Source organism: Nocardioides sp. Z38_18 (assembly GCF_058215695.1).
The window spans coordinates 1,782,569-1,805,860 of the sequence record NZ_JBZAJE010000001.1; the positions used below are offsets into that span (position 1 = coordinate 1,782,569).

Here is a 23,292-nt window from a genome sequence, read left to right on the forward strand (position 1 = left end):
CGACGACTACAGCATTGAGTTCAGCCCGTAGCGCTGCACCAGGTCAGGAATCCAGTCCATCTGGCCCACCTGGCCCCCAACGCCGTACCGGTCGTCGAGGGCATCCATCTCGGCCGGGTCGGGTTCACCGGGGTTTGCGAGTACAGAGGCCAACGCGCGAAAGAACATCTCGAACCCTGCAGGCGAGATGATCTCGAGAAGGCGAGCCGGCTGATCTGTGGGGTTCCAGAAGGTATGCGGTATGCCACGGGGCTTCAGCACGTATGACCCTGGCCCTGCGGTCAACTCCTGGTCGCCGATTCGAACCCCGATCTCGCCCTCAAGGACGTAGGAATACTCATCCTCCCGCTCATGCACGTGTGGAATCACGAGCGTGCGAGCCTCGACAGGGTGCTCCACGACTGAGAAGGCACCACCTGTCTCGTTTCCCTCGATCTTGAACACGACTCCCAGACCGGCGCCGATCTGCAGCTGCTCGCCATCCTCGGGGCTGATCGACAGGCGCTCCGGCTCCATGTCCACGCCTCCTCTCGATCGGAAAAGATGGCTCCACCCCTTGCCGGCCCGAGAAGTCCGGTAGCTCGGCCGGGGGGACCGACAGGTTCTCTCCCGAGAGTAGGACCGAATAGGGATACCTGAAAGGGCAGGCGAGAACCGCTTCGTGACAGCAAGCCAAACTCGTGAGGTTGCTCGTCGGTGGGCCGGCGGGGCATCAGCGACACCCACCGCGCCAAGGGGCAAGCGCACTTCGCGGCACTACCGGACGTTGCGCATGCCGAGCGAAAGGCGAGCTACCCGCTCAGATGGCCGCGAGGGCGGACCAGTTGCTCGACGATCGCTCGTCGACTCGGCCCCGTGTGTGGGTGCATGAGGAGTCCTTCGACGACGAAGGCGCCGATCCGGTTCATTGCGGCCAGGTCAGCCTCGGCTACGCCGACTCCGCGGAAACCGCTGGCCATCAGCGAGTCCATCAGGTCGTGAAAGTTCTTGTGCCAGGTCTCGATGGTGGGCGAGGTCGAGGCTCTTGCGTGGACGTCCGTGACGAGGCGGTTGTACTGGTCGAGCTGCTCGACCGCCCACAGCACCTGGTCGACCCAAGGCTCGTCGGCATGGAGTGACGCAGCCGCCAGTGACTCGCTGAGAAGGTGGTCGAGCACGCCGACGAGAAGGGCGTCCTTGTCCTCGAAGTACCAGTAGATCGTGTTCGTCGTGACTCCGGCGCTCGCTGCGACCTTGGCCATGGAGGTGTGGTCGTAGCCGGCCTCGGTGAACAGTCCGGCGGCTGCGTCGATGATCTCGGCGCGTTTCTCCTCGCGGTCCTGCGGCCGGCGGTTTCGAGGCATGGGTCACCTTATCTTGACTGCTGTTCAAGAGCAGGCGAGCCTTTCTCGCATTCCGTTCAAGAACTACGCCGGGAGGCCCCGTGCCCAACTCCTCTGAGCTCCCGTTCACCACCTCGGAGCAGACATTCCGCTCCGAGGGGACGACGTGCGCGGCGCGGGTCTATCGTCCCGTCGGCGATCCCTCGGCCGCGGATGAGCGCAGGCCGGTCATCGTGATGGGTCACGGTTTCGGCGGGGTCCGGGCGTTGCGGCTCTACGCCTATGCCGAGCGTTTCGTCGCCGCCGGTTATCTGGTCGTGGTCTTCGACTACCGCGGGTTCGGGGAGAGCGAAGGCAGCCCCCGGCAGCTGCTCGACGTGGGCATGCAGCTTCAGGACTGGCGGTCTGCGCTGAGCTTCGCCCGCGCACTGCCGGGCGCCGACCCGGAGCGGCTCGTCGCGTGGGGCACTTCGTTCGGAGGTGGGCACGTCATCACCCTGGCGGGGCGGGGCGAGAGGCTCGCCGCGATCATCGCGCAGGTCCCGCACGTCAGCGGTCCCGCAGCCGTGCGGGCGACCGGCCTGTTCCCAGCTCTGCGTCTCATGCGACCAGCCGTCCTCGATCAGGTCGCGGCGTTGCTCCGACGTCCTCCTGTCTACGTCGAGGCCGTGGGGGAGCCCGGCACGACCGCCGTGATGACCACCCCGGACGCCGCGCCGGGTCTCGCGCGTCAGATCGACGCGTCCGGTCTGGTCGAGGATGACTACCCCGCCTACGTCGCAGCCCGGGTCACTCTCAAGATCGGCCTCTACTCGCCAGCCAGGCACGCAGCTCGCGTGAGCTGCCCGGCGCTGGTCCAGATCGCCGCCCACGACGCCGTCACCCCACGCCCAGTTGCCGAACGAGCCGCCGCCAAGATGCCCCAGTCGACCGTGCACGTCTATGACTGCGGGCACTTCGACCCTTACGTGGAACCACACTTCGACCAGGTGGTGTCCGACCAACTGGACTTCCTGCGCGCCCAGGTCCCGGCACCTGGTCGCGACTGAGGGGGCCGGCCGGACGTCGCACGTCGGCATGTCCGCGCGGATCGCGGCATGTCCGGACGTGTTCGAGCCCCGGCTCGTACTCTAGAAGAGTGGGCGGGTATCCGAAGAGCGACAGCGTGGGGCAGGCCGCTCTGGGGGTCGTTTTCTGGCTGGCGATGGCAGGACTTGCGCTCTACTGGGCGGTCGGGGAGTCCGACACTGCCGTTCGATCCTTCCTGTGGTTCCTCGCCGGGTTGGGGCTTTTCATAGCAACTTGGCGGGTTGCGACTGGAGTTCGACTTGCTCGTGAGCGCTGGAGACTTCGTCGCCCTGTCCGCACCTTGTAGAACCCCCGCTTGCCTGGCGGGCGCCCGCACATCGGCACGAGAGCGCGGATCGCGGCACGTGAGTGCGCTTCCACGGGACAATCTCGCAATCACTAGCAGCAGCGGGACTGGGGATGCGCCTCGCGGTGGTCGGCGCGGCGACGCTCGAACTCGCGGCGGCTCATCGGCTCGGCACCCTGCTCGCGGCACACGGCGAGGTAATCGTCCCACTTGGCCTCGCCGGTGGCCTGCCGGAGGTACCAGCGCAGACCACGTCCAGCACGGAGCACCGCGGCCTTCACTGCCGGTCACCGCTTCCCATGGCGCCGACCTGGTCGTGGCTAGCCTCCCACTCGCGGACCGCCTGCTTCTCCTCCTTGGTGGCGAAGAAGTCGGACGGGGCCACCATGTCGGACTTCGTAGCCGGCACCTCGGTGGTGGGCAGCCCGCCAGCGCGGATGGCCTTGAACCAGATCACGAGGGCGTTCGCGACGATGATGATCACCAGGATCGCGAAGATGGACTGCAGGGTGCCGTTGACCGTGGAGTTGGTGACGACGGTCTGCATCTGGTCCATGTCGGTCGCGGGGGCCAGGACCTCGCCGTTGTCGATCGCTGCTTGGTACGTCGACCGCTGCTCGAAGTAGCCGATCTTCGGGTTGGACGAGAACACCTTCTGGTAGCTGGCGGTCATGGTGGTGATCAGGTCCCACGCCAGGCCGATTCCGGGCACCCAGGCCCACTTCACCTTGCCGTGCTTGATGAGCAGCGTGACGCAGAGGGTCAGTGCGATCGCGGCCAGCAGCTGGTTGGCGATGCCGAACAGCGGGAAGAGCTGGTTGATGCCCCCGAGCGGGTCGGTGACCCCGACGTAGAGCATGTAGCCCCACAGCCCGACGACGATCGCGCTCGCGGACCAGGAGGCGGGCTTCCAGGACAGGTCGGCGTACTTCGGCCACACGTTGCCGATGGTGTCCTGCAGCATGAACCGGCCGACCCGGGTGCCGGCGTCGACAGCGGTGAGAATGAAGAGTGCCTCGAACATGATCGCGAAGTGATACCAGAACGCCGCCAGTCCGCCACCGAAAGCGGTCGTGAAGATCGACGACATGCCGAACGCCAAGGTCGGCGCGCCGCCGGTGCGGGAGATCAGCGTCCCTTCCTCGACCGACGCCGCGGCCGCAGTGAGGGTGTCGGGGCTGATCGAGAAGCCGATCGATTTCACGAACTCCGCGGCAGTCTGCGCGTCGCCGCCGGTCGCACCGATCGGCGAGTTGATCGCGTAGTAGAGGCCCGGGTCGATGACCGAGGCAGCGATCAGGGCACTGATCGCCACGAACGACTCCATCAACATGCCGCCGTAGCCGATCATTCGGACGTGGCTCTCCTTGGCCACCATCTTGGGCGTGGTCCCCGACGCGATCAGCGCGTGGAAGCCGGACAGCGCGCCACAGGCGATGGTGATGAAGACGAACGGGAAGAGTTTTCCGGCGAAGACGGGGCCGGTGCCCTCGATGGCGAAGTCAGTGATGGCCTCGTTCTGCAGGACCGGCGCGGCGAACAGTAGACCGATGGCCAGCAGGGCGATGACGCCGACCTTCATGAAGGTCGACAGGTAGTCGCGCGGCGTCAGCAACATCCAGACCGGCAGGACCGAGGCGACGAAGCCGTAAACGACCAGGCCGAGGGTCAGCCGCTCCGGGGAGAGCGTCAGGGCACTTTCGAGACCCATCTGTTCGACGTAGCCGCCACCGACTATGGCGAGCAGCAGCAGGCCGACGCCGATGGCGGTGACCTCGGCAACACGGCCGGGTCGCAAGTGCCTCAGGTAGAAGCCCATGAACAGTGCGATGGGGATGGTCAGCCCGATCGAGAAGACGCCCCACGGCGACTCAGCGAGCGCGTTGACGACCACAAGCGCCAGCACGGCGAGGATGATGATCATGATCGCGAAGACGGCGATGAGGGCGGCGATCCCACCGATGGTGCCGATCTCCTCGCGGACCATCTGACCCAGGCTCTTGCCGTCGCGGCGCATCGAGAAGAACAGAACAACCATGTCCTGGACGGCGCCGGCGAAGATGACACCGACGATGATCCAGATGGTGCCCGGCAGGTAGCCCATCTGCGCGGCCAGCACGGGACCTACGAGCGGTCCCGCGCCGGCGATCGCCGCGAAGTGGTGGCCGAACAGCACCCGTCGGTCGGTGACGTCGAAGTCACGGCCGTTCTGGAGGCGCTCGGCGGGGGTGGCCCGGGTGTCGTCGACCTCGAGCACGCGGTAGGCGATGAAGCGTGCGTAGAAGCGGTAGGCAATGGCGTACGACGAGAGGGCAGCGAACAGGATCCACAGCGCGGAGACGTCTTCACCACGGGAGAGGGCCAGCACGCTCCAGCAGACGGCTCCGACAACGGCGACCGCCCCCCAGATCGCAACCGACTTCTTACTCATCCGCGGCTTGCCGCCAGGGGGCCTGGTGCGTCCGGACATGGTCGTCGACATGGGGTCCTCCTCGAGCGTCCTGCGGGCCCGGCAGGCCCTGCACCGGATCAGTATCCGCCCACAGCCACCTCATGCTGCTGGATCGTGCAGATGTTCCGGGTCCGTATGTGCTGGTCGGCCCGTCCTGTCGACTACACCGTCAGAACGACGGTCACGCTACCGACCAGCAGCTTTCACCGCGTCGTGTCAGAGGCGACCCATGATTCCTTCGTGGATACCCAATCATGTCGCCTCGGTCACCCGGGCGATCCACGTCGTGGTCGTTTCGGTGCGGACAGGGGAGCCGCGGAAGGTCCCTGACGCGGGATTCCGCCGCCCGCACATCGGCACGATCGCGCGCCCGGTCATCAGCAGATCCGCGAGGTGGATCGGATGGCTATGCCCTGCGGATCTCCGCGATCACAGAATCGTCTGCGTCGCGTAGATACCGGACGTCACCAACTCCGCTTACGTGTCGGACGTCGAGCAAACGTTGCATCAGCTGTGGCTCGTCGGGGCAACCCACCAAGGTTGTGGACATGTTCTTGGAGAACACGAGGTCTTGCCGTTGATGGCCCGACTGTCGGTAAGGGCCTGAGATGGAGTTGCAGCCGGTGTTCCCTGTCAGGGTGTCGCCATCGAAGGTCAACTGCACCTTGCCGGCATACGAGGACCTGAGCGTGGCGTGCCCCTCTCGGTCGTGCAGTTCTCGTACGGTCCAAACTCCATTCAACGTCGAGCCGGCGACCCCGGCACCATGGGTTGCTGACGTTTCGGCAGAAGGTTTGGCGCTCCCTCCGCATGCCGTAAGTACGGCAGCCAAGGTCATCAATGTCCCTGCCGTAGCGAGGCGAGGTCCAGAGGTCACGTTCATGGGACGCAATGATGACCCGGTCGGTCCCCATGGGATAGCACGTGCTCACAGCACCAGCGCGGATCGAGGCAGATCCGGACATTGAAGCGCTCGTAGGCAAAGGAGTGACGCGCGTTGCGCCCGGGTGACATGCACGGCGGCGTCAGAGCTAGACCGTCAGTCCGTGGCGAGTTGCCACAGGTGGCCATCTGGGTCGGCGACGACGGCGGTGTAGCCCCACGGCTGGCGATCAGGTTCGGCCACGATCCGGCCGCCCCCGGACACCGCGAGGAGGCACCAGGATCGAACCTCCTCTTCGCCAGCTGCTGCTCGGCTAAGCAAGACCTCAACCTGGCCGGGTCCGGCGACTTGGTGATCGTCCCCGACCACCCACGCGAAACCACCTGTGGGGATCAACATCAAGCCTGTGCCGTCGTTGAGCACGAACTGCAACGGCTCCGGCTCACCGTCGTCTTGCGGCTCGCCCCAAGGATCCTGCCCGAGGAACGTTCGGTAGAACGCCGACGATGCTGGTCGGTCGGCGATGGGCAGGCTCACCATGATCGACTGTGCGGCGCGGTCTGGCATCAGCACGTTCCTTCTGGTCTGGTGTCGTTGGTCCATCGGTAGGGACCGCGACCGGGTTCAATCCTCATCGAAGAGTTGAGAGGTGCCTTCACGGCACCGCTCTCTTTGCTGTGGTGCGGGGAACGTTCGCCCATCGACAGGACCGCACACTTCGCGACAGATGCGGACGTTGTTGAGGGCTGCAATCACCCGCGATGGCAGGCGTGGTGAAGTACCGTTTGTGCGGTGGTGACCCAGGCATCCCTTCTTGCAGTGGGTGCGGTGGTCCTATCAGGACTCGGCTGGATAGTCCTCATGGTTATCGGTGACTTTGCTGTGGACGAGGCGAAGGAGACGGTCTTTCGCAGGCCTTCCTTCGCTGTCCGGCGGGGACGCTACCGAGCGCTCATGAAGACTGGCTACCTGTGCCTGGTGTCGTCCTTCATGACGGGTTTCCTGTGGGTTGTCGTTTCCACCAACGGGTTCGAGGATGACACGAAGGACGCCCGGATGTTCGCTGTCCTGACAGCGGTGCTGGCCGTGCTTGGCGCTGGTCTGATTGCTGCCTGGTGGCGTCGAGCCGGACGGCCCATTCACTAGTCGATACGCACGCACATCGGCACGCGCGCGCAATCGGCGGCATGTGAACGGTTCCTGTGCGATCCGAGCACCCGCAGGAGCACGGCTCCACGACTAGGGCCTCTGGCGCACTACCCGTTCGACCGAGCGAGGCGCTGTCCGCAGAGGACCAAGACTGTGAGGAGAAGGAAGACCAAGACCGCCCCGAGGGCCTGTGCGATCCAGTTGATGTCTTCACCCGCCGCAAGGTCGAAGATGATTTGCACAGCCGAGACGGCCAATACGGGAAGTGACACTGTCGCCATCACCCTCCGCCACGAGAGGGGAGAGGCAGGCGCAGGTTCCGGTGCGGGCTGTTCCTGCGCTGGGGGCATTTACTGATCTTAGTGCGCCAAGCGATGCAGTTTGTTGACTTCAAGCCGCCTGCCTGGACGATTGATGGCGCTGCCGACGCCGCCGTCTGGCCATGCGCTCTCAATCGCACCACTGATTGGCGCGATCGCCCGGATCGCGCCAGATGAGGATGTCGATGCCAGCATCGGTGGGTGGACGACGAACCTTCTTGTGCACCTGATGCCCGTAGAAGTGAACCCTGGGCAGGAGTAGCTATCTATTCACTAACCCGCAGGGTCGTGATGGTGCCGATCTCGATGTGTTGGGTACCGCGCTGGTACAGGTGACTTGCGTCGCGGCTGTAGGTCAGATCAGCATTCGCGAAGATCGCGTGTCCGGGCCGAGATGCAGAGATGGACGCGATCAAGTATTGACCGCCGTCTTCGAGCCGCATCTTTGATCCGGGACGCACCGGCCTCAGGCTCGTGCAGTACTTGCCGAGGTCGGGCATGGTTGCAGCCGTACCGCTCCCCAAGGCGCTTGTGCCTTCGGCGACCGGACGGGGCGTGCACACCGCCACGCTCGCGGTCTCCCCAGCGGTGTTGTCGCGCAGCCGTACCCGCACCGAGCGCAGGGTGACGGTCTCGGAGCCTTTGCTTGCTCCGGCATGGGCGAAGCCGACGTAGAACGGGACGTCATCCAGTGGCACCGTGTCGAGCTTCATCTCGGCGCCGGCGCCGCTCATGAACGCCCGAGGATGCGTCCACCACCAAGCACCTGCCGCGACGCCGAGCATGGCCCCCACGAGCAGGACCAGGCCGACCGTGCGCCGCTGACTCCAACGCCGCGGCCGAGCCCCAGGGGTCGGCTCAATGTCGGGGCTCGCGATCCTCACGCGCAGAGTCTCCCAGCCAACCAGTGGCGTAGGGCCCTTTCCGGGAATGACTACGACAAGGACCGCACGCGGTCATCCCATGACCGAACTTCGCGAGCATGCCGGAATCACCCGGTCGGGTCGAATACAAGCTCCCCGATGATCCAGATCGGTGCGATTACGAGCGCCAGTCCGAGCAGGAACAGGGTTAAGTCCTTGAGCGATCCTTGCTAGGTGCCGAGTCGCTCGCGGCTCAGCTGAACTCGCTCGCCCACGCGTCAATCGGCCCACCCAGCAGGAATCGCCGAGGATGAACGGGATCATCTTCGCAGGATCAGATCGGGGTGACGGCGCGCAGATAGCGGCAAGAGCGGACGTTCTGCTGGTCAGCCCTCGTTCGTGAACCGTCCATTATCGCCTACGCCAATCACGTATGGCGGTACATCAAAGCCCGCCGCAAGGGAGTCGTAGACGTCACTCTCGGGGTTGTCAGGGGTATAACCCAGCCGTTTCATCACTCGGTCGACGCTGACCTCCGCGGTCGGGTCGCGCGGATCGGACTCCGTAGTCGGGTGATTGTTCTCGCGCATCCAGTCCACCAGCCCCTCCTTTAATGCCCCGGAGTCGTTCACCGTTGTCTTCAGTGACCGCCAGGTGTCCCGCTCTTCTGCCTGCATGCATGGGTCAAGGTCAGTGAGCAGTGCGACGACGCGGTCTGTTCCGTACGACGGCAACAGCGATAGGGCAGCGCTAGGTATCTCCCACATTGCCCATGTGCCTTCTCGTCGCGGGTTCGCGAGCCTGCGGCGCAGCCAGGCCTCAACCTGATCCGCGAGTGCAGGCGCCAGGCCCTCGCGAACCAACCCGGGAAGGCTGGCAACAGCCATCTGCTGAACGTTGATAGATCGGGACCGGAGCCCCGTCTCGATCAGAGGCGCGAGATACGTCGTCGGTCGTAGCCGCGCGAGTTCGGCAAGTACAACTTGGCGCTCGCCTAGTCGTAGGTCTTTCCCCAGCGCTTGCGCTAGCGCATCCTCACGTTGATTTGAGGGCAGGTCGCAAAGTGCTTTCACCAAGAAATAGCGACCATCGCCACGTGCACAATCAATCGCCTCTACGAGGTGCGCTGCCTCGTAACGCAACTTCGCCCCACGCGCCGACATAGGCACACACTTCCATGGCTGTGGTGGCAACATTCGCTCATCGACACGACCACGCGCGGGTCGCGGCAGATCCGGACGTTGAGTGCTGGTCAGTGTTCGCTGCTTCCCGCGCGGCGGAGGATCTCGGCTGCGAAGTCGTCGCTCCTACTTCGCCTCTTGAGGAAGAGCCACAGGTTGGGACGCTGAACCGCGACGGCGGTGACTCGTCTGCCATCCCTCGTGCTGATCACGATCCCGTCGAAGGAGGGTTCTACATCCTGGATGTGCGCGAGCGGGATTCGGTAGGCGCGCAGAAAGTTGATCACCGCAAGGTGCCGTTCGTCCAACTTGACCCGTGGGCGAAACGCCGCGACCCAGCAGAAGAGGTATCCAACGACTAACGCAAAGACGAGAAACCACTCCGGCGTTGAAGATGAGGTCGAGGCTTGCGCGTTCCACGCCAATCCGGTGAACAGGAGCGCCGCGCCAACTGCGAGGGCTCGCACAAGCTTGGGCGTGCGCAGCACGATGCCCTTCATCGGTGCACCAGTCGGTCGCACCTGGTTAGACGTCATGCTGGTGAGTCTCCACCAAGGAGGGTTCCAGGGCAGTCTTCTTGGTCGCGCTCGCAGCGATCAATCGCATGCGTCGGATCGGGAGCGCTGGCCAATTTGGGTGGTGCGCCGTCCGCGGCAGATCCGCGCGTTCGTACCCCAACCGCACGATCGGGTCGCGAACGACGCCGGGATGAACTCGGACCTGGGTCCAGCTGCCGCGCGGTAGATTTCAACAATGCCTGGCCTCCGAAGCATGTTGCAAACTGCGATCAATCGCGTGAAACCCTCAGTCAAGCATGTCGAAGGCCCTGAGTTGCCTGCGTCGGACGTTCAGAGCGAGGAAGAGGCGCTCGCCGAGGAGGCCGCGGAAGCCGCGGAGTGCAGAGAACACGAAGCACTGCTGCTGGCGGACCTCGCCGAGGTCGGGGTCGAGGTGGACTCGGTTTGGTACATGACCAGAGAGCAAGCCGATAACTCGCCCGCGGTGCTTCGCGTGTTGTTTGACCATCTCCGTGGGCCATATGACGACGGCACGATCGACGGCATCGCGCGAAAGCTGGCAGTGCCAAAGAAGGCCGCGTTCGCGTTCGACAGGCTCTATCAGATGTATGTGACCGATCGCGCTAGATCCGAGTTTGGAGTCCAAGGGCTCGCGGTCGCGGTCGCGGCAACCGTCACACCCGAGCACGAGGACCGCTTCCTCGAACTGTTCAACGACGACTCCGACAACAATCGGACCCTGCTCCTAGACGGGCTGATCGGCCTGCGTACACCAGCCGCCATGGAGTTGCTTGGGCAACTAACGGAGCACCCCTACCTAGGCCCTGAGGCGAAGCGCACCTTGAAGCGGGGTCGTAGATCAAACCGATACTGACGGTTCGCAGCCGCCTGCTCGGGTCGGCAGAGTCGCTACTCCCGAACATTCGCTCATCGGCTACGACCGCGCGGATCGCGGCAGATGTGGACGTTCAGACTGCCCATACCTGAGCGTGTCCTTCACTCACAGACATCTCGCCAAGAGTCAGCTTGCCGCCGAACCTTCGACGCCTGTACGGGACGTGGATTTCCAGCACGGCGCCCTCTCGGTTCTCGAGCTCGATGCGTACGGCATCGCCGCCATCGCGAAGCGATACATCGGCCACGAACGCGACAGCTCGAAGTCGTTCACGGTCTGTGCGGGCTCCTTTGCCGAGCAGATTGAGCACCTCGGTCGACGGCGGATGGTCACCAGGGGCCGGATCCGCCCCGAACATCGCGACCTCGTTCTCGTCATCGACTGAAAACCCAAAGGGGACGAACTCGCCGTTCTTAACCAAGAACTCCGACGCCGCATCAAGGGCGACTTTGAACAGGCCGTCGAGCTCCTCCTGAACGGCTGCAGGGACAGAGTCTCGCCATGAAGTCATCGGCGCAGTCTGGCACGCCTGCCCGCGCGTAGAGAGCGCATTCGCAGCAGATGCAGACGTTGCTGTTGCGGTCCGCTGGGTCGTTAGAAGAAGGCGAGGATGAACTGTCCCAGCGCCTTGAAACCATGACCGATTGCCGCGAAGAAGGTGCTGCCGGTTGCTCTAGCCTGCCGAAAGGCGAGTACGACCACAGCGGTCATCGCCGACACAGCCAGCAGCCATGCCCCCTGCAGCACTGCTGGGGGGTACGACACGAACCAGGCCGAGGCCAACACGAGACCAGCAACCAATAGCGTCGCCAACCCCGCTGCGCAGAGAAACAGTCGGCGCTGATCCGGCTCCGCAGTGGTCATGCGCAGAGGTTCTCACGCCGTTAGCCCGAACCCACCCGACTCGGCACGAGCGCGAGATCAGCGGCAGATGCGGACGGCAAGGCCTCTCAGCGCATGTATCGAAGAATCTCTCGATACGGCTTTACGATGCGCGGAATGAGGCTGCCCATCTTCTTGGCCGCTTCCACAGTCATCCCTCGAGGCGAGACGCCGCGCCCCCAAACCCCCATCAGCCACCTGTGCAACTCCCCGTCTGGCTCCAACCACACCGGGTCGGCGGATTCTGCCCGCAGGTGGTCCAGCAGTAGATCAAGCGACTCGTTCCCTGTCTGCTGTCGGACTCGCCAGGCGTCACGATAGGCGCGACGTAAAGGGTTGCTCACGGGACCACCATAGGGCCGCGCATTTCGGCAGGGAGCCCGATCAGCGGCAGATGCGGACGTTCAGACTGCCCAGACCTGAGAGTGTCCTTCACTCACAAACATCTCGCCAAGAGTCAGCTTGCCGCCGAACCTTCGACGCCTGTACGGGAGGTGGATTTCCAGCACCGCGCCCTCTCGGTGTTCGAGCTCGATGCGCACGGCATCGCCGCCATCGCGAAGCGATACATCGGCCACGAACGCGACAGCTCGAAGCCGTTCACGGTCTGCGCGGGCTCCTTCGCCGAGCAACTTGAGCACCTCGGTCGAGGGCGGATGTTCACCAAGGGTCGGATCCGCCCCGAAAATCGTTCTCATTAGCGACTGAAAAGCCGAAGGGGACGAACTCGCCGTTCTTGACCAAGAACTCCGACGCCGCATCAAGGGCGACGTTGAACAGGCCGTCGAGCTCCTCCTGAACCGCTTCAGGAACGGAGTCTCGCCATGAAGTCACCAACGCAGTCTGGCACGCCTGCCCGCGCGTAGGGAGCGCAATTCGCGGCAGATGCGGAAGTTCGCGCACACCTTGCACCCGACCGTGGGCAGACTGTGGTGGTGACGCCCGAGCAGGTCCCTACCTCCCAGCTGGAGGCCGTCACAGCATGGCGGCCCAGTGCCGTTCTGCGAGACGGATTCATAGCGATGGTGGGCGGACTTGTCTTGTGCGGCTTAGGGCTGTGGTTCTTGCGACAAGCCCTCATGGTCGAGTTCGATGACACTCCCCGTGACGAGTTCATGTTCAAAGCCCAGTTCTACGGACTCTTCGGGCTGCTTTCGCTCGCGCTCGGCTCCTTGGGGATCGGCATCCGTGGCCAGCGACCGGAGACCGCGCGACTACTAGCGGGGTTCGGTCGCCTCGTCGTCCTAGGCACGCCTCTCCTGTATCTCCTCTGGACCCTCGTATGGGTGATGCTCGAGTAGGTGGGACCAGCCCCAGGCCACGCGACGGACAAGGAATTGCTGACCCGCGATACGCCCCGCGCTGATCGCGGCAGATGCGGATGTCCGGAGAAGGTGGGAACCCCGACACCTCCCGCCGAAGAGCGAGTTCCCCGGACCCGGCCCGGCACGAACGGGCAGCCACCCTCGCCATGCGGCGGGCAGGACGCACCCTTACCGGCTAGATGCGCCTTGGGCGGGTTCGGCCACAGCGTAGGTCTCACCGGAGAGGAACGCATTCTCATTCGGCATACCCGCTCGGATCGAGCCAGCTCCGCGCAATACTGCGCCTGACGGGACTCGCCACCTTTCCCCCGCCCACGAAACGCGGCCAGAGGTGAAACACTTGGGACGTGGCGGCGGGTGATTGGAAGCATCGACGGTCATCCAAGTTGGCGCGGCGGGTGTGGGGCATTGCCATCGTCGTCGGCTGGGTCGTCAGTTTCCTCGCCGTCGACGCATGGGCCAACGCGCTTGGCCATGCGGCATGGACGGCCGGAAGCCGAAGGACGCCCGCGGCCCTGATCGCGGCCGTGGCCTACTGGCCGGCGGCCATGTTGCTCTGGCGACTGAGTTTTCTGGGTGACCGCTCTTGGGTTCCGTGGCAGCACTGGAACGCGCGCATGCACGAACGCCGAGTGGACTCGAAGCCCTGATCGAACGGCCGCCGGAGGACACACTCATCTCGGCACGAGCGCGCGATCAGCGGTATGTGAGTGCGTTTCTGTGCGATCCCAGCACCCGCAGGAGCACGGCTCCACGACTAGGGCCTCTGGCGCACTACCCGTTCGAGCGAGCGAGGCGCTGTCCGCAGAGGACCAAGACTGTGAGGAGAAGGAAGACCAAGACCGCCCCGAGGGCCTGTGCGATCCAGTTGATGTCTTCACCCGCCGCAAGGGCGAAGATGATTTGCATGGCCGAGACGGCCAATACGGGAAGTGACACTGTCGCCATCACCCTCCGCCACGAGAGGGGAGAGGCAGGCGCAGGTTCCGGTGCGGGCTGTTCCTGCGCTGGGGGCATTTACTGATCTTAGTGCGCCAAGCGATGCAGTTTGTTGACTTCAAGCTGCCTGCCTGGACGATTGATGGCGCTGCCGACGCCGCCGTCTGGCCATGCGCTCTCAATCGCACCACTGATTGGCGCGATCGCCCGGATCGCGGCAGATGCGGATGCTCGGGCCGCCCGGCAGGCATAGGGTCCGGAACATGAGATCGGTTGCCTGGCGGAATCAGGTCCTGAACTGGATGAGCGTTTTGGCCGGCCTGCTGGTTGCCTTCCTCTTCATGGCACCGCTGTTCTCCACGCTGGCATGGGGCGAGGAACTTGGTCCCACACCCGGCCTCGCCCTGATCGGTGTCGCCGTGCTCGTGATGGTCGGGGCGATCATTGCCAGTCCCGATGCACCTCCCAGGAACCTGAACCGCCTTCGCAACGCACTCCTAGTTCTTGGAGTCGGTTTGGTCGTTGTTGGGCTCTTCATCTGGGAGTGAACCCGGGCTCGTTCTCACGTTGCCACTACGCGACCATCGACAAGAGTGCGGATCGCGGCAGATGCGGATTTTGCGGGCGGCCGTTAGACCTCAGTGAAACTCTTGAAGGACAAGCACCACCATGTCAGTTGACCGGTAGCGCCGCGCCCCCACCGGACCCCTGTTCCCGTCGACTCGCGCCAGCAGTTCAACGATGTGATCCCGGTCCGACGAGATATCCGCCGTCCCAAGACCAGTCGCATGGACCACGAAGTCAGCGAGTTCGGACACCAACCGAGCATCCTCATGACTGAGCCAGACATGTTCAAGGTCGAGTTTCGTTCCGTCGAGCAGCACCCGCCTGCCGTCCTGAAAGATCCGAATGGCCGGCATCTGTGCACCATAGGACACACACTCGCCGTCCCGCCTCACTCATCGGCACCGAGCGCGCAATGAGCGGCAGATCCGGACGTTGTCTCGTGTATTCACCGATCGCGCGAAGCTCGAGACGAGATCATCCCCGCCGTGACAGACGATAGGCGAGCCAAACAATCCGCAGACTCGAGTTGGAGATGACCCCGGACGAGTTCCGTGAACGCTTCGACGACATGACCGCCGACCTACTTGGGTGGTGGTACCTCTCGCCAGGGCTGGTGGTCGTTACCTGCAAGGTCCACGACACGTCCACGCGCGAGGAGGCCTGGTTGGCCTGCGCATCGACTGAACGCAGGGCTGCGACTAGGAGCCTGAGATCATTCGGGGCGCGCGGTTTCAAGTTCTCGCGGCCGCGACACCAGAACACCTCAGACTCGCTCATTCGGGCCGCGGCTGCCACCGAGGGCTCGATAGTTGCCCAACTTCCCGACGGCGACCTTCTCGTGTTCCCTGCGGACGGCAGGGACCGACCGGACATCGGCCAGATCCGGTAAGGGCGCGGTCCGGCGCGCGGCGGTCAATAGGGACACACCCAGTTAGGCACGCGAGTCGCCTTGGCGCATCGCGCGCATCGCGGCAGATCCGGATGGCCGGAGAAGGTGGGAACCCCGACACCTCCCGCCGAGGAGTGAGTTTCCCGGACCCGGCCCGGCTCGAACGGGCAGCCCCCGCCGTGCAGATCGCCAGGGGGAATACCGCTTGCTGCACCGCGCTTCACAGGAGCGTAGCGCCTAGGAAAGGCCTCTCGACATGACCCTGGACGACGCCGTTGCTGCCGTCGAAGCAACACTGGACTCTCCGCATCTTCGCGTCGATCGCAAGCGGGCGCGACATGACGCGGAGGCATATCTCCTGCTGGTCCTCGACACGAGCGGCGGCCAGCGGGGCGTCGAGCCCGTCGCAAACGGGCCCCGCTTGGTCGACAAGAGCAGCGGCGAGGTGATCAGACTGACGGTGCCTGACGCACTCGCCCGGGCAAAGCGGATGGCCGTCGCCGCGCTCTGACCCGCCCAAGCGTCGATCTCCCTGCGCCGGCGCCGACTCACTGGCAGCCGGGCCACAGGTCCACGCATGCTGACGCATGCAACTCCGCGCGACAACGCACTTCGCGGCAGATGCGGACGTTCGAAGTGGTGACATTCGCCGCAAAGACGCGGCCGGTCAGAAGTCTAGGGACCCGGTTCTGACGTGGCCGATGGCGTCCAGCATCCAGTGTCGTTCCACGGTCCAGCCGAGAAACGGTGGGAGTCTCGTGTCGAGTGCATGTTCTGCATTCAAGGCGGCCAGATCGCCGAGGAGAGCTCTCAACACCGCTGGTCCGGAGGCAGCGACGGAGGCGTCGCTGAGTAGAGCCTGCGCTTCCGCCGGCCCGGCGAGGCTCAGGAAAAAGACTCCCTGACGCCAGGCGTAGGCAGCGTCTTTCACGGACGCGAGCGGGCGTCGTTGTCGAGTCGCGAGATCAAGGAGGTCGGCAGCTTGATCGAACGCCGCGCGGGCTAGGTCGATCCAAGGTCTTGTTGGCTGGATGCCGATCGAGACCATGGCAGCGAGGTTGTGGGTGGTCAGGATCTGAGCCTGCTCGATGATCGTGCCGTTTGCGGCAGTGGACCAGTTGTCAGCAGGTGCTTCCCCTGCCCGAGCCCGGCATAGCTCGCTAAAACTCAGCCCAGGCTTAGTGGCCCGGGTGCGCCACCGTGCCCATCGGGACGTCTTCCCGGGCGGTGCCGCAAGGCTCAGCACCTGGGCGGTGTCGATTGCGTAGTAGTGCGCGTAGAGCGTTCCGTCGACGACTCGTGCTGCGACTTGCGCGGCCGTGCGGAACTTGTCTGAGAATCGACCCATGAATATGTCGGCCGCGAGTTCCTCGACAAGGGGAACGTCATGGGCTGCTTGCGAGAGAAGCTGCTGGAGTTCCTGGACCAGCGGGTTCGGTGTGATGGTCGCTGGGAAGTGATCGAGCGCCAGGGCCCCCAGGCGTAGGGCCACGGCCATGGCGTCGTCGGTCGCAACTTCACTGTGCCCAGCGACGGCGCGTACCCAGGGAAGCTCGGTGATTTGGACTTGCTCCTCGAGGTTCACTAAGAGTAGTGAGCGGCGCCGTCGGAACGCGCGGTAGTTCGCGGCCGCCAGGGTGGCGAGAGACTGGTCTGTGAAGCCAGAGGCCACGACGGTGGCACTGATACGGGGCACCAGTGCGGCAAGCACTTCAGCCGATGGCACCACCCCCTCGTCGAGGAGGTCCTCGACCGGGGCGGCATGCGCGCGGGTGAGAAGTCTTGCAACGATCGGAGGCATTGCCGACCCCTGCGCGATTCCGGACTCTGCCGCCTCCTCCGGCGTAAGTTCGCCAGCGAACGACTCCGGATGCTCAATGCCCTCGGTAGCAACCAGCCCGCTGAGGCGGTCAGCGGCGATCATCGCGAGCCGGCTGTGCGCGGGGGCGGCCGCGATGGATGCTTGCCTTTCGCGCAAGCCTGCGTGCCCCGAGGACCCCGGGATCCCACGCTTTGCCACCGAAGCATCGATCGCGCGACGTAGGAGCCCCAACTCACGGGTTTCAAGGTCCTCACCCGCGCTCGCAGCTCTCAGGCCACGAATGAGAATCGCAAGATTCTGCTTCGGGTTGCGATGCTTCGTGCAGCGCGTGTGGATTTCAGCGAGCCGCTCGTACTCTTCAACAAGTGCTGCCGCCTTGCCTGTCCACGCGGGGTCTACGGCAATGGGAGCCAGGTCGTTCCCGTACCTCTCGAGCCACAGGTCGAGCACCCGGTCGCCCAACGGGTTCCATACGGTCAAGGCTTCGCGCTGCGCCTCTACCCGAGGATTCGGCTTTCGGGCCCGTAGTGCCTTGGCGGCCTCGTCTGCAGCGATGCGGAAGACGAAGTCGGGCGGCGAAGTCGGAGCAGTCGCGATCTTGGGCGCTAGCCGGAGCCGCTGTGTCAGCGGTGCCACAGCGTCAAGGACGTCGAAAGCGGCTTCGCGATCCCCCGCCCGCACCAGCCACGCGATCGTGAGGAGTATGGCGTCCTCCGGAATCTCGACCTGATACGCGCCTGAGTCCAAAAGGTCGTACAGCTCCTCTAGCCCGGAGTCGGTCAGGAAGTACCCGAGGATGAGTCCACGCTCTGCAGCAAACCCCTGTCGGCGTGCCACTGCCCTCTCATCGGCCTGGAGGGGCACCTCAGCCGAGGCCGTACCGGTCGCGAATCCGCCTCGCAAGACCTCCAGAGTCACCCATGCCGGAAGCCCACGCACGGGGATCCGAGACCCGACAGCCAAACGGCCGTCGGCCATTCCCTCGATCGCCTGAGTCCAGCGCAGCGCGCGACGGTCCGCACGGCGACGAACCTCAGGGCTCTCGTGAGTCGTTGACGTGAGGAACGCCTGTGCCAACTGCCCAAGGGCGTAGCCGTTTGTCATCGCGCCCGCCTGCCCGGGTAGCTGGTATGGCCGACGTGGCAGGTCCTGCCCCTGCGCCCTCCGGGTCCAGAGCCCGGTGCTCTACTACTGAGCTACACGCCGATGGAAGCCACCCTAGTGAGCGACATGGCACCTGCGCTCAGGTTTCTCGAACCAGCGCGCGCCTACCCCCGATCTCGTTCGCAAGACGCGATGGGCGGCACCTCTTGCGGCGCACGGTCAGCGGCATGAGCGGACGTTCGACCACCGGCGGATCAGGTGGATGCTGGCGTGAGGCGCAGTCGAAGCAACATCTCGCCGTCGGGCAGTCGAAGTGTCTCTTCGACTGCCCATGTGCCGCGCGTGTCCACCAGATCGAAGTCTGCCCACTCGTACAACGGGATCACCAGGAGTTCGCCTCGCACACTTAGGCGGGAGCCCGCCACCACGTCACGTGCCCACCCGTCCGTCTGCACCTGGATCGCGGACCCGTTCACCGTCAGTACGACGTCCGCCCCGCCGTGCCCCGAATCGGTATTGAAGTCACTCGCATCCACCGCCGATCCACTGACGAGGTACTCGACCGTGCGCGACGACTCCACTCCGGCGGGCTCACACCTGACGAGTCCCTCAACAGTTCCAGGGCCTGAAGGTACAAGTGCACCCCGCACTCTGAGGCCGATCCCTTGGAGGACGGACCCAGGCAGGGGGTCGGGCAGTTCGGCTTCAACGGGGATCCAATCGTGCATGCGCACCCACAGGGACTGGCTCTGGACCGGATCGCTCACTTGCCAATCATGTCAGCGTCCGACAGAGGCCATGGGCCATAACCGCGCGGATCGCGGCATGAGCGTGCGCATCCCACAATGGGATGCGTCCAGGTACAATGGGTCGCATGAGCACACAGATCGCCGTTCGCCTCCCCGCCGAGATGGTCGCCTTCTTGGACCGCGCCGTGGCCACTGGCAAGGCTCCCAGCCGGGCCGCGCTCGTCGCAGCCGCGGTGGAGCGGGAGATGCGTCGACAGGCTGCCGAGCAAGACGCACAGACCCTACGTGAGCACGGCCCCGCCGACGAGCTGGACGATCTGGTGCAGTGGAGCAGCACCCACCTCGAGGTCGAGGACTGATCGGTGCGCGAGATCTGCCTGGTCCGTCTCGACAAGACCCGGCCGGCACTGGTCTTGACCCGCGAAGCGGCAAGGGCCGCGATGACCAAGGTGACGGTCGCTCCGATCACCACCACCATCAAGGGCTTGTCCAGCGAGGTCCTGGTCGGACCCGAGAACGGGCTGGATCACGACTGCGTGGTCGCCCTCGACAATGTCATCACCGTCCCGGTGAACCTGCTCGGTCGCACCGTCGGGTACCTCAGCGCCGAGCAAGAGGCTCAGCTGGCGCACGCCGTGGTCTTGGCCTACGACCTCGAGTTGCCCGTTCTCGAATGACCCGCAGGCGTGCACCGACTGCAGCATGAGATTGCCGCGGCGTCTGATCGGAAGATGTAGGCATGCGAATCCTCCAATGCTGAGATGATCGGCGCTGTGCGCTCGTGGAAGGACATCGATTGGGATCAGCCGCGACCGTCAGGCCAGGAAGTAGTCGACTCGTGGCCGCAAGTGATTTGGGAATCGGTGCCGGTTGATTCCGCGCCCCTAGACGAGTACCTCGGCCACGTCGCAGAGACTCACGTGAATGGCGGGTACCAGCTTGGACGATGGCGCGCCGTTGAGTACGGCGACCCCGCCGCCTGGTTCGCATCGCGCAACCGTCTGGACGAGTACGAGATGCACAGGTTGCTCTTCGACAGTCCGGTCGTCCGCGATGACCTGTCACCGCTCAAGATTCCCGCGAAGCTCGACCCTCTGCCAGGCGCGTTGGAGGAGGTGCCTGGAGGTGCGCTCACCCTGGACGGCATCCTCGCCACGACCATCGTGCACGGTGGTGCCTACGGGGCTTTCGCAGGGCGTGGAGCCGAGGCTAAGCGACTGGCAGATGAAGCGGTCGCGGGACTTACGGGCAGAAGGTATGAGGACTTTCGTCTCGACCGGACGAACGAACCCTGGACACCATGGTTCTTCGATGTGGCGTGGGACGAGACGTTTGTCCTCACCGACTATCGAAACGCCGAGATGACCGTCCTCTGCATCACTGACACAGACTGAGACGCTAAGAACGTCCGCATCTCGACAGACCGCGCGGAGCGCTGCATGAGCGGGCTCTCGCCCGACGCGGGCGCGGTCTAGGCCTCCGATGGTGGCTCGTTCGCGTCCGTAGTGCCTGGACCGTAGAAAGCCCACAAGGCGGCGCAGAGGGCTGCGGCGGGGGCCGTGAGCATCTGCCCGAGGAAGTCGGACTCGGCCAGGTCAAGCAAGTCGAAGATGCCGCTGACGGATTGCCAACCTGCCCCCAGGGACAGCAGCGCTCCCAGCAACGAGTGGCCCATCCCACGGCCCGAGAGGGCGAGGGCGACGATGATGAGCAAGGAGGGTGCGCCAATCGCGGCCATGAGGAGTTCGCCTCCGAGGCAGCTGGATTGCTGCATGTAGCTCGAGTCGCACTGAGGCCCGGTAAAGAGCTCGTGCATGAGCAGCCAGAACGCTGACACGGAGCAGAGCGTCACCAGCCCGGCGCGCAGGGGTCTACTACGGCTCATCAGTCACGCGTCCTAGTTGGCGACGAGCCAGATCGCCGCACGAGATGTGTCGGAGCGCCGCCCTGTTCGGAGTTCATGACCCCAGGGTCGTCCAGCCGGAAGGCCGCCGCATCCGCACAGGTACTCACCGGTGCCTAGGTGTCTGTGCCTGCCACGCTCATCAGCAGGGTCGCCGCGGATGGCGGCAGATGCGTGCGTCGAGTGAGTGCTGCTGGCGATCAGTGGATGCTTCCGCCATTTCATCTAGAGCGGCTGCCGGGCGAGTGGTGGGAGGTCCACGGGACTGACGACGGAGCCGGTCTCGAACGCGAGATGGCAAGTGAACTGCCGCCGGACCACATTTTCGCTGGCGTCTCGGCTCACGCCGTTGCGGTTCGGCGTCACCTGAAAGAGGTCATCTTCTGGCTGCCGGATTCGTCCACTTGGGCCTGGGTCCACCTGACGTATCACGTCGAGACTGACTCTCGGTGGCCGTCGTCCTTCACGGCCCGGAGTTGGGACGTACTGGTCGAAGAACTGACCTCGGATTGATCCGTCCGCAAGGCCGACCGCAACGTCCGCTCATCGGCATGTCCGGATGTTGTCGGAAAGTCGACCGGCCCCAACTCTGGAACCGTCCACCTCGGGTGGCTGCCCTTGATGCTGGGCTCTCGCTGGCGATCCGGCGAGGGCGAACGACGTAGCCGTCCCGGGGAGCGGCTGCTCGTGCGTGCCATCCCTGGTTCCCTCAGCTCCTGAGCCTCTGACCGTCGGGTGGTTCTCGTCCGCCAGAGATCATCCGGCGTACGCCGGGCGGTGGGGTGAACTCGAACTCGTTGGGTCCGGTGGCCGTGATCTGCCAGGGGCCGGCGTGGACGAGGCGGTGGTGATGCCCGCAGAGCAAGAGCGTGTTCGCCAGCGACGTCGACCCGCCGTCTACCCAGTGAATGAGGTGGTGTGCGTGGCACATCACCGGTGGGCGGGTGCAGTTGGGGAATCGGCAGTGCTTGTCGCGGGCGACGAGGGCTTTCCAGATCGCGGCGGTGACGAGCCGCAGCTGGCGGCCGACGTCGAGGACCTCGCCGTCGCTGCCGAGGACGATCGGGATCACGTGGGCGTCACATGCCATCCGGCGTACGGCGGCGACGTAGAGGTCCTCACCGGTCTCGGTGGTCCCGAACCCGGTCTGCTGCTGGAGGTCGGCCAGGGTGATGGTCACCGAGACCCGCGGACTGGCTCCGTGGCACTCCGGCAGCAGTTCCACCGCCGCGGCGCGGTCGCAGAGCTCGACCAGGGCGTCGAGCATCCGGGCGCCGTGGTCGCGGGGGTCGCGGCCGTCGTGCCCGCATCCGGGGATCTCGCAGGTGCCGGGGTCGCACACCGGGCCGTTGGCGGGGACCGGTTTTGCCAGGGGGAGGAGGGTGGCGCGGAGCTTGGCGCCGTCCTCGGCCGAGCAACGGCCCTTGATCCAGCAGCCCCCGGCGGTGTCGAACCGCAGCGAGAGATCGCGGTCGAGGTGGGCGGCGCGGTCCTCACGCTCCATCTCGCGCTCGGCACGGCGCTCCTGGCCGTCGGGGTCCACCAGGGTGACCAGGATCCGGCCGACCTTGGCGAGGTCGGTGGCATCGAGCGCTTTGGCCTCGGCGAGCATTGCCCGGCACCCACGAGTCCGGAGGTCGGGGTTGGTGGGGAGGTCCTCGACGGCTCGTTCGATGACCTGGGCCTTGGCGGTGGAGAGCCAGCCGTCGGCGAGGGCCTCGCCGACCGGGGCGAGCACGGGGGTCTGCACCGCGTTCGCCAAGCGCACGGTGCCGGACCCGGCGCTTTTGCGACCACCCGCGACCGAGGTGACGAAGTCCTGGGTGGAGGCCCACCCGACCGGCTTGACGGCGTTGGTGACCTCGAGCTCGTGGACGACGTGGAGCTCGACGGCATCCAGGGTCGACTTGAGCGCCTCGATCTCGGCGACGGTGTCCATCAGCTCCTCGCCGCGTCCGGCCGCCCACAACGTGTGCTGCAGCCCTTGGACCTGTCGCCGGATCCGGGCGAGCTCGGCCGCGACCCGGCCGGCGCACGAGGCGCCAGACGGGGTGTCCGGAGGAGTGTCCGGGTGGCTGGTCATGGATCAATCTAAGCAGCGACCACCGACAAGAATTGGCGAGATTCCCCTTGTTCTGCAGGGGATTCTCGAAC

At 65.0% G+C, this 23,292-nt stretch carries 28 protein-coding genes and 1 tRNA gene; 12 read left to right on the forward strand and 17 right to left on the reverse strand.

Annotation, left to right across the window (positions count from 1 at the left end; translation table 11 throughout):
- Nucleotides 1–6: 6 nt before the first annotated feature.
- Nucleotides 7–516 carry a cupin domain-containing protein gene (locus AC4BGC_RS08565; protein ID WP_490555174.1) on the reverse strand — a complete coding sequence of 170 codons (510 nt, stop codon included), beginning with the start codon at nt 514–516 and terminating at the stop codon, nt 7–9.
- 275 nt (nt 517–791) lie between these two features.
- Nucleotides 792–1,343, reverse strand: coding sequence for a TetR/AcrR family transcriptional regulator (locus tag AC4BGC_RS08570; RefSeq protein ID WP_490555175.1), 552 nt, complete (start codon nt 1,341–1,343; stop codon nt 792–794).
- 80 nt (nt 1,344–1,423) lie between these two features.
- Here AC4BGC_RS08570 and AC4BGC_RS08575 point away from each other — a divergent pair, with 80 nt between their 5' ends.
- Nucleotides 1,424–2,371, forward strand: a complete 948-nt coding sequence (locus tag AC4BGC_RS08575) for an alpha/beta hydrolase (RefSeq protein ID WP_490555176.1) — start codon at nt 1,424–1,426, stop codon at nt 2,369–2,371.
- 418 nt (nt 2,372–2,789) lie between these two features.
- Here the strand turns inward: AC4BGC_RS08575 and AC4BGC_RS08580 are convergent, their stop codons facing one another.
- From AC4BGC_RS08580 to AC4BGC_RS08595, 4 genes are all read right to left on the reverse strand, one after another.
- Nucleotides 2,790–2,978 carry a YbdD/YjiX family protein gene (locus AC4BGC_RS08580; RefSeq protein ID WP_490555177.1) on the reverse strand — a complete coding sequence of 63 codons (189 nt, stop codon included), beginning with the start codon at nt 2,976–2,978 and terminating at the stop codon, nt 2,790–2,792.
- Nucleotides 2,975–5,179 (reverse strand): carbon starvation CstA family protein, encoded by a 2,205-nt coding sequence (locus tag AC4BGC_RS08585; RefSeq protein ID WP_490555178.1) that lies wholly within the window; start codon nt 5,177–5,179, stop codon nt 2,975–2,977. Before AC4BGC_RS08585 ends, AC4BGC_RS08580 begins: the two co-directional genes overlap by 4 nt.
- Nucleotides 5,180–5,555: 376 nt before the next feature.
- Entirely contained in the window at nt 5,556–6,032 is a 477-nt protein-coding gene (locus AC4BGC_RS08590; protein WP_490555179.1) for an META domain-containing protein, read from the reverse strand.
- 156 nt (nt 6,033–6,188) lie between these two features.
- Nucleotides 6,189–6,599: a VOC family protein gene (locus AC4BGC_RS08595; RefSeq protein WP_490555180.1), complete on the reverse strand. Its 411-nt coding sequence runs from the start codon at nt 6,597–6,599 to the stop codon at nt 6,189–6,191.
- A gap of 225 nt (nt 6,600–6,824) precedes the next feature.
- On the opposite strand from AC4BGC_RS08595, the gene AC4BGC_RS08600 reads away from it, so the two are divergent.
- Entirely contained in the window at nt 6,825–7,178 is a 354-nt protein-coding gene (locus AC4BGC_RS08600; RefSeq protein WP_490555181.1) for a hypothetical protein, read from the forward strand.
- A 589-nt stretch (nt 7,179–7,767) separates the two neighbouring features.
- Here the strand turns inward: AC4BGC_RS08600 and AC4BGC_RS08605 are convergent.
- From AC4BGC_RS08605 to AC4BGC_RS08615, 3 genes are all read right to left on the reverse strand, one after another.
- Complete coding sequence (locus tag AC4BGC_RS08605) at nt 7,768–8,385, reverse strand: hypothetical protein (protein WP_490555182.1); 618 nt, start codon at nt 8,383–8,385, stop codon at nt 7,768–7,770.
- Nucleotides 8,386–8,750: 365 nt separating this feature from the next.
- On the reverse strand, nt 8,751–9,251 hold the full coding sequence (locus AC4BGC_RS08610) for a hypothetical protein (protein WP_490555183.1): 501 nt from the start codon (nt 9,249–9,251) through the stop codon (nt 8,751–8,753).
- Nucleotides 9,252–9,616: 365 nt separating this feature from the next.
- A complete protein-coding gene (locus AC4BGC_RS08615) occupies nt 9,617–10,081 on the reverse strand; it encodes a PH domain-containing protein (protein ID WP_490555184.1) in 465 nt (154 codons plus the stop codon).
- Between the two features lie 259 nt (nt 10,082–10,340).
- Here AC4BGC_RS08615 and AC4BGC_RS08620 point away from each other — a divergent pair, with 259 nt between their 5' ends.
- A complete protein-coding gene (locus AC4BGC_RS08620) occupies nt 10,341–10,937 on the forward strand; it encodes a hypothetical protein (RefSeq protein ID WP_490555185.1) in 597 nt (198 codons plus the stop codon).
- Nucleotides 10,938–11,031: 94 nt separating this feature from the next.
- Here AC4BGC_RS08620 and AC4BGC_RS08625 read toward each other — a convergent pair whose 3' ends face one another.
- Together AC4BGC_RS08625 and AC4BGC_RS08630 are read right to left on the reverse strand one after the other, a co-directional pair.
- The gene (locus AC4BGC_RS08625; RefSeq protein WP_490555186.1) at nt 11,032–11,469 is read right to left on the reverse strand and encodes a hypothetical protein; all 438 of its coding nucleotides are present in this window, start codon (nt 11,467–11,469) and stop codon (nt 11,032–11,034) included.
- A gap of 83 nt (nt 11,470–11,552) precedes the next feature.
- On the reverse strand, nt 11,553–11,822 hold the full coding sequence (locus tag AC4BGC_RS08630; RefSeq protein ID WP_490555187.1) for a hypothetical protein: 270 nt from the start codon (nt 11,820–11,822) through the stop codon (nt 11,553–11,555).
- 443 nt (nt 11,823–12,265) lie between these two features.
- Here AC4BGC_RS08630 and AC4BGC_RS08635 point away from each other — a divergent pair, with 443 nt between their 5' ends.
- The 4 genes from AC4BGC_RS08635 to AC4BGC_RS08650 all read left to right on the forward strand — a co-directional run bounded on the left by AC4BGC_RS08635 (nt 12,266) and on the right by AC4BGC_RS08650 (nt 14,652).
- Nucleotides 12,266–12,541 carry a hypothetical protein gene (locus AC4BGC_RS08635; RefSeq protein ID WP_490555188.1) on the forward strand — a complete coding sequence of 92 codons (276 nt, stop codon included), beginning with the start codon at nt 12,266–12,268 and terminating at the stop codon, nt 12,539–12,541.
- 234 nt (nt 12,542–12,775) lie between these two features.
- Complete coding sequence (locus tag AC4BGC_RS08640) at nt 12,776–13,141, forward strand: hypothetical protein (protein ID WP_490555189.1); 366 nt, start codon at nt 12,776–12,778, stop codon at nt 13,139–13,141.
- Between the two features lie 371 nt (nt 13,142–13,512).
- Nucleotides 13,513–13,815, forward strand: coding sequence for a hypothetical protein (locus tag AC4BGC_RS08645; RefSeq protein WP_490555190.1), 303 nt, complete (start codon nt 13,513–13,515; stop codon nt 13,813–13,815).
- 552 nt (nt 13,816–14,367) lie between these two features.
- Nucleotides 14,368–14,652 (forward strand): hypothetical protein, encoded by a 285-nt coding sequence (locus tag AC4BGC_RS08650; protein ID WP_490555191.1) that lies wholly within the window; start codon nt 14,368–14,370, stop codon nt 14,650–14,652.
- Between the two features lie 90 nt (nt 14,653–14,742).
- On the opposite strand, the gene AC4BGC_RS08655 is transcribed toward AC4BGC_RS08650, so the two are convergent.
- Nucleotides 14,743–15,024 carry a hypothetical protein gene (locus AC4BGC_RS08655; RefSeq protein ID WP_490555192.1) on the reverse strand — a complete coding sequence of 94 codons (282 nt, stop codon included), beginning with the start codon at nt 15,022–15,024 and terminating at the stop codon, nt 14,743–14,745.
- A 179-nt stretch (nt 15,025–15,203) separates the two neighbouring features.
- Here AC4BGC_RS08655 and AC4BGC_RS08660 point away from each other — a divergent pair, with 179 nt between their 5' ends.
- Entirely contained in the window at nt 15,204–15,560 is a 357-nt protein-coding gene (locus AC4BGC_RS08660) for a hypothetical protein (protein WP_490555193.1), read from the forward strand.
- Nucleotides 15,561–15,816: 256 nt separating this feature from the next.
- On the forward strand, nt 15,817–16,071 hold the full coding sequence (locus AC4BGC_RS08665) for a hypothetical protein (RefSeq protein ID WP_490555194.1): 255 nt from the start codon (nt 15,817–15,819) through the stop codon (nt 16,069–16,071).
- A gap of 156 nt (nt 16,072–16,227) precedes the next feature.
- Here the strand turns inward: AC4BGC_RS08665 and AC4BGC_RS08670 are convergent, their stop codons facing one another.
- The 3 genes from AC4BGC_RS08670 to AC4BGC_RS08680 all read right to left on the reverse strand — a co-directional run bounded on the left by AC4BGC_RS08670 (nt 16,228) and on the right by AC4BGC_RS08680 (nt 19,022).
- A complete protein-coding gene (locus tag AC4BGC_RS08670; protein WP_490555195.1) occupies nt 16,228–18,486 on the reverse strand; it encodes a hypothetical protein in 2,259 nt (752 codons plus the stop codon).
- 27 nt (nt 18,487–18,513) lie between these two features.
- Nucleotides 18,514–18,588, reverse strand: a tRNA-Gln gene (locus tag AC4BGC_RS08675).
- A gap of 152 nt (nt 18,589–18,740) precedes the next feature.
- A complete protein-coding gene (locus AC4BGC_RS08680; RefSeq protein WP_490555196.1) occupies nt 18,741–19,022 on the reverse strand; it encodes a hypothetical protein in 282 nt (93 codons plus the stop codon).
- A 338-nt stretch (nt 19,023–19,360) separates the two neighbouring features.
- Between AC4BGC_RS08680 and AC4BGC_RS08685 the strand changes: the two genes are divergently transcribed.
- From AC4BGC_RS08685 to AC4BGC_RS08695, 3 genes are all read left to right on the forward strand, one after another.
- The gene (locus AC4BGC_RS08685) at nt 19,361–19,594 is read left to right on the forward strand and encodes a YlcI/YnfO family protein (RefSeq protein WP_490555197.1); all 234 of its coding nucleotides are present in this window, start codon (nt 19,361–19,363) and stop codon (nt 19,592–19,594) included.
- A 3-nt stretch (nt 19,595–19,597) separates the two neighbouring features.
- A complete protein-coding gene (locus AC4BGC_RS08690; RefSeq protein ID WP_490555198.1) occupies nt 19,598–19,912 on the forward strand; it encodes a type II toxin-antitoxin system PemK/MazF family toxin in 315 nt (104 codons plus the stop codon).
- An 84-nt stretch (nt 19,913–19,996) separates the two neighbouring features.
- On the forward strand, nt 19,997–20,629 hold the full coding sequence (locus AC4BGC_RS08695; protein WP_490555199.1) for a hypothetical protein: 633 nt from the start codon (nt 19,997–19,999) through the stop codon (nt 20,627–20,629).
- Between the two features lie 77 nt (nt 20,630–20,706).
- On the opposite strand, the gene AC4BGC_RS08700 is transcribed toward AC4BGC_RS08695, so the two are convergent.
- Together AC4BGC_RS08700 and AC4BGC_RS08705 are read right to left on the reverse strand one after the other, a co-directional pair.
- Nucleotides 20,707–21,072: a hypothetical protein gene (locus AC4BGC_RS08700; RefSeq protein ID WP_490548757.1), complete on the reverse strand. Its 366-nt coding sequence runs from the start codon at nt 21,070–21,072 to the stop codon at nt 20,707–20,709.
- A gap of 775 nt (nt 21,073–21,847) precedes the next feature.
- The gene (locus tag AC4BGC_RS08705) at nt 21,848–23,221 is read right to left on the reverse strand and encodes an HNH endonuclease signature motif containing protein (protein ID WP_490555200.1); all 1,374 of its coding nucleotides are present in this window, start codon (nt 23,219–23,221) and stop codon (nt 21,848–21,850) included.
- Nucleotides 23,222–23,292: the final 71 nt, after the last annotated feature.

Bases quoted from the DNA above. Each gene is read 5' to 3' on its own strand.
- AC4BGC_RS08565 (WP_490555174.1), bottom strand. From the start codon at position 516: ATGGAGCCGGAGCGCCTGTCGATCAGCCCCGAGGATGGCGAGCAGCTG.
- AC4BGC_RS08570 (WP_490555175.1), bottom strand. From the start codon at position 1,343: ATGCCTCGAAACCGCCGGCCGCAGGACCGCGAGGAGAAACGCGCCGAG.
- AC4BGC_RS08585 (WP_490555178.1), bottom strand. From the start codon at position 5,179: ATGTCGACGACCATGTCCGGACGCACCAGGCCCCCTGGCGGCAAGCCG.
- AC4BGC_RS08590 (WP_490555179.1), bottom strand. From the start codon at position 6,032: ATGAACGTGACCTCTGGACCTCGCCTCGCTACGGCAGGGACATTGATG.
- AC4BGC_RS08595 (WP_490555180.1), bottom strand. From the start codon at position 6,599: ATGCCAGACCGCGCCGCACAGTCGATCATGGTGAGCCTGCCCATCGCC.
- AC4BGC_RS08610 (WP_490555183.1), bottom strand. From the start codon at position 9,251: ATGGCTGTTGCCAGCCTTCCCGGGTTGGTTCGCGAGGGCCTGGCGCCT.
- AC4BGC_RS08615 (WP_490555184.1), bottom strand. From the start codon at position 10,081: ATGACGTCTAACCAGGTGCGACCGACTGGTGCACCGATGAAGGGCATC.
- AC4BGC_RS08625 (WP_490555186.1), bottom strand. From the start codon at position 11,469: ATGACTTCATGGCGAGACTCTGTCCCTGCAGCCGTTCAGGAGGAGCTC.
- AC4BGC_RS08630 (WP_490555187.1), bottom strand. From the start codon at position 11,822: ATGACCACTGCGGAGCCGGATCAGCGCCGACTGTTTCTCTGCGCAGCG.
- AC4BGC_RS08650 (WP_490555191.1), top strand. From the start codon at position 14,368: ATGAGATCGGTTGCCTGGCGGAATCAGGTCCTGAACTGGATGAGCGTT.
- AC4BGC_RS08655 (WP_490555192.1), bottom strand. From the start codon at position 15,024: ATGCCGGCCATTCGGATCTTTCAGGACGGCAGGCGGGTGCTGCTCGAC.
- AC4BGC_RS08660 (WP_490555193.1), top strand. From the start codon at position 15,204: ATGACCCCGGACGAGTTCCGTGAACGCTTCGACGACATGACCGCCGAC.
- AC4BGC_RS08665 (WP_490555194.1), top strand. From the start codon at position 15,817: ATGACCCTGGACGACGCCGTTGCTGCCGTCGAAGCAACACTGGACTCT.
- AC4BGC_RS08670 (WP_490555195.1), bottom strand. From the start codon at position 18,486: ATGACAAACGGCTACGCCCTTGGGCAGTTGGCACAGGCGTTCCTCACG.
- AC4BGC_RS08685 (WP_490555197.1), top strand. From the start codon at position 19,361: ATGAGCACACAGATCGCCGTTCGCCTCCCCGCCGAGATGGTCGCCTTC.
- AC4BGC_RS08695 (WP_490555199.1), top strand. From the start codon at position 19,997: ATGATCGGCGCTGTGCGCTCGTGGAAGGACATCGATTGGGATCAGCCG.
- AC4BGC_RS08705 (WP_490555200.1), bottom strand. From the start codon at position 23,221: ATGACCAGCCACCCGGACACTCCTCCGGACACCCCGTCTGGCGCCTCG.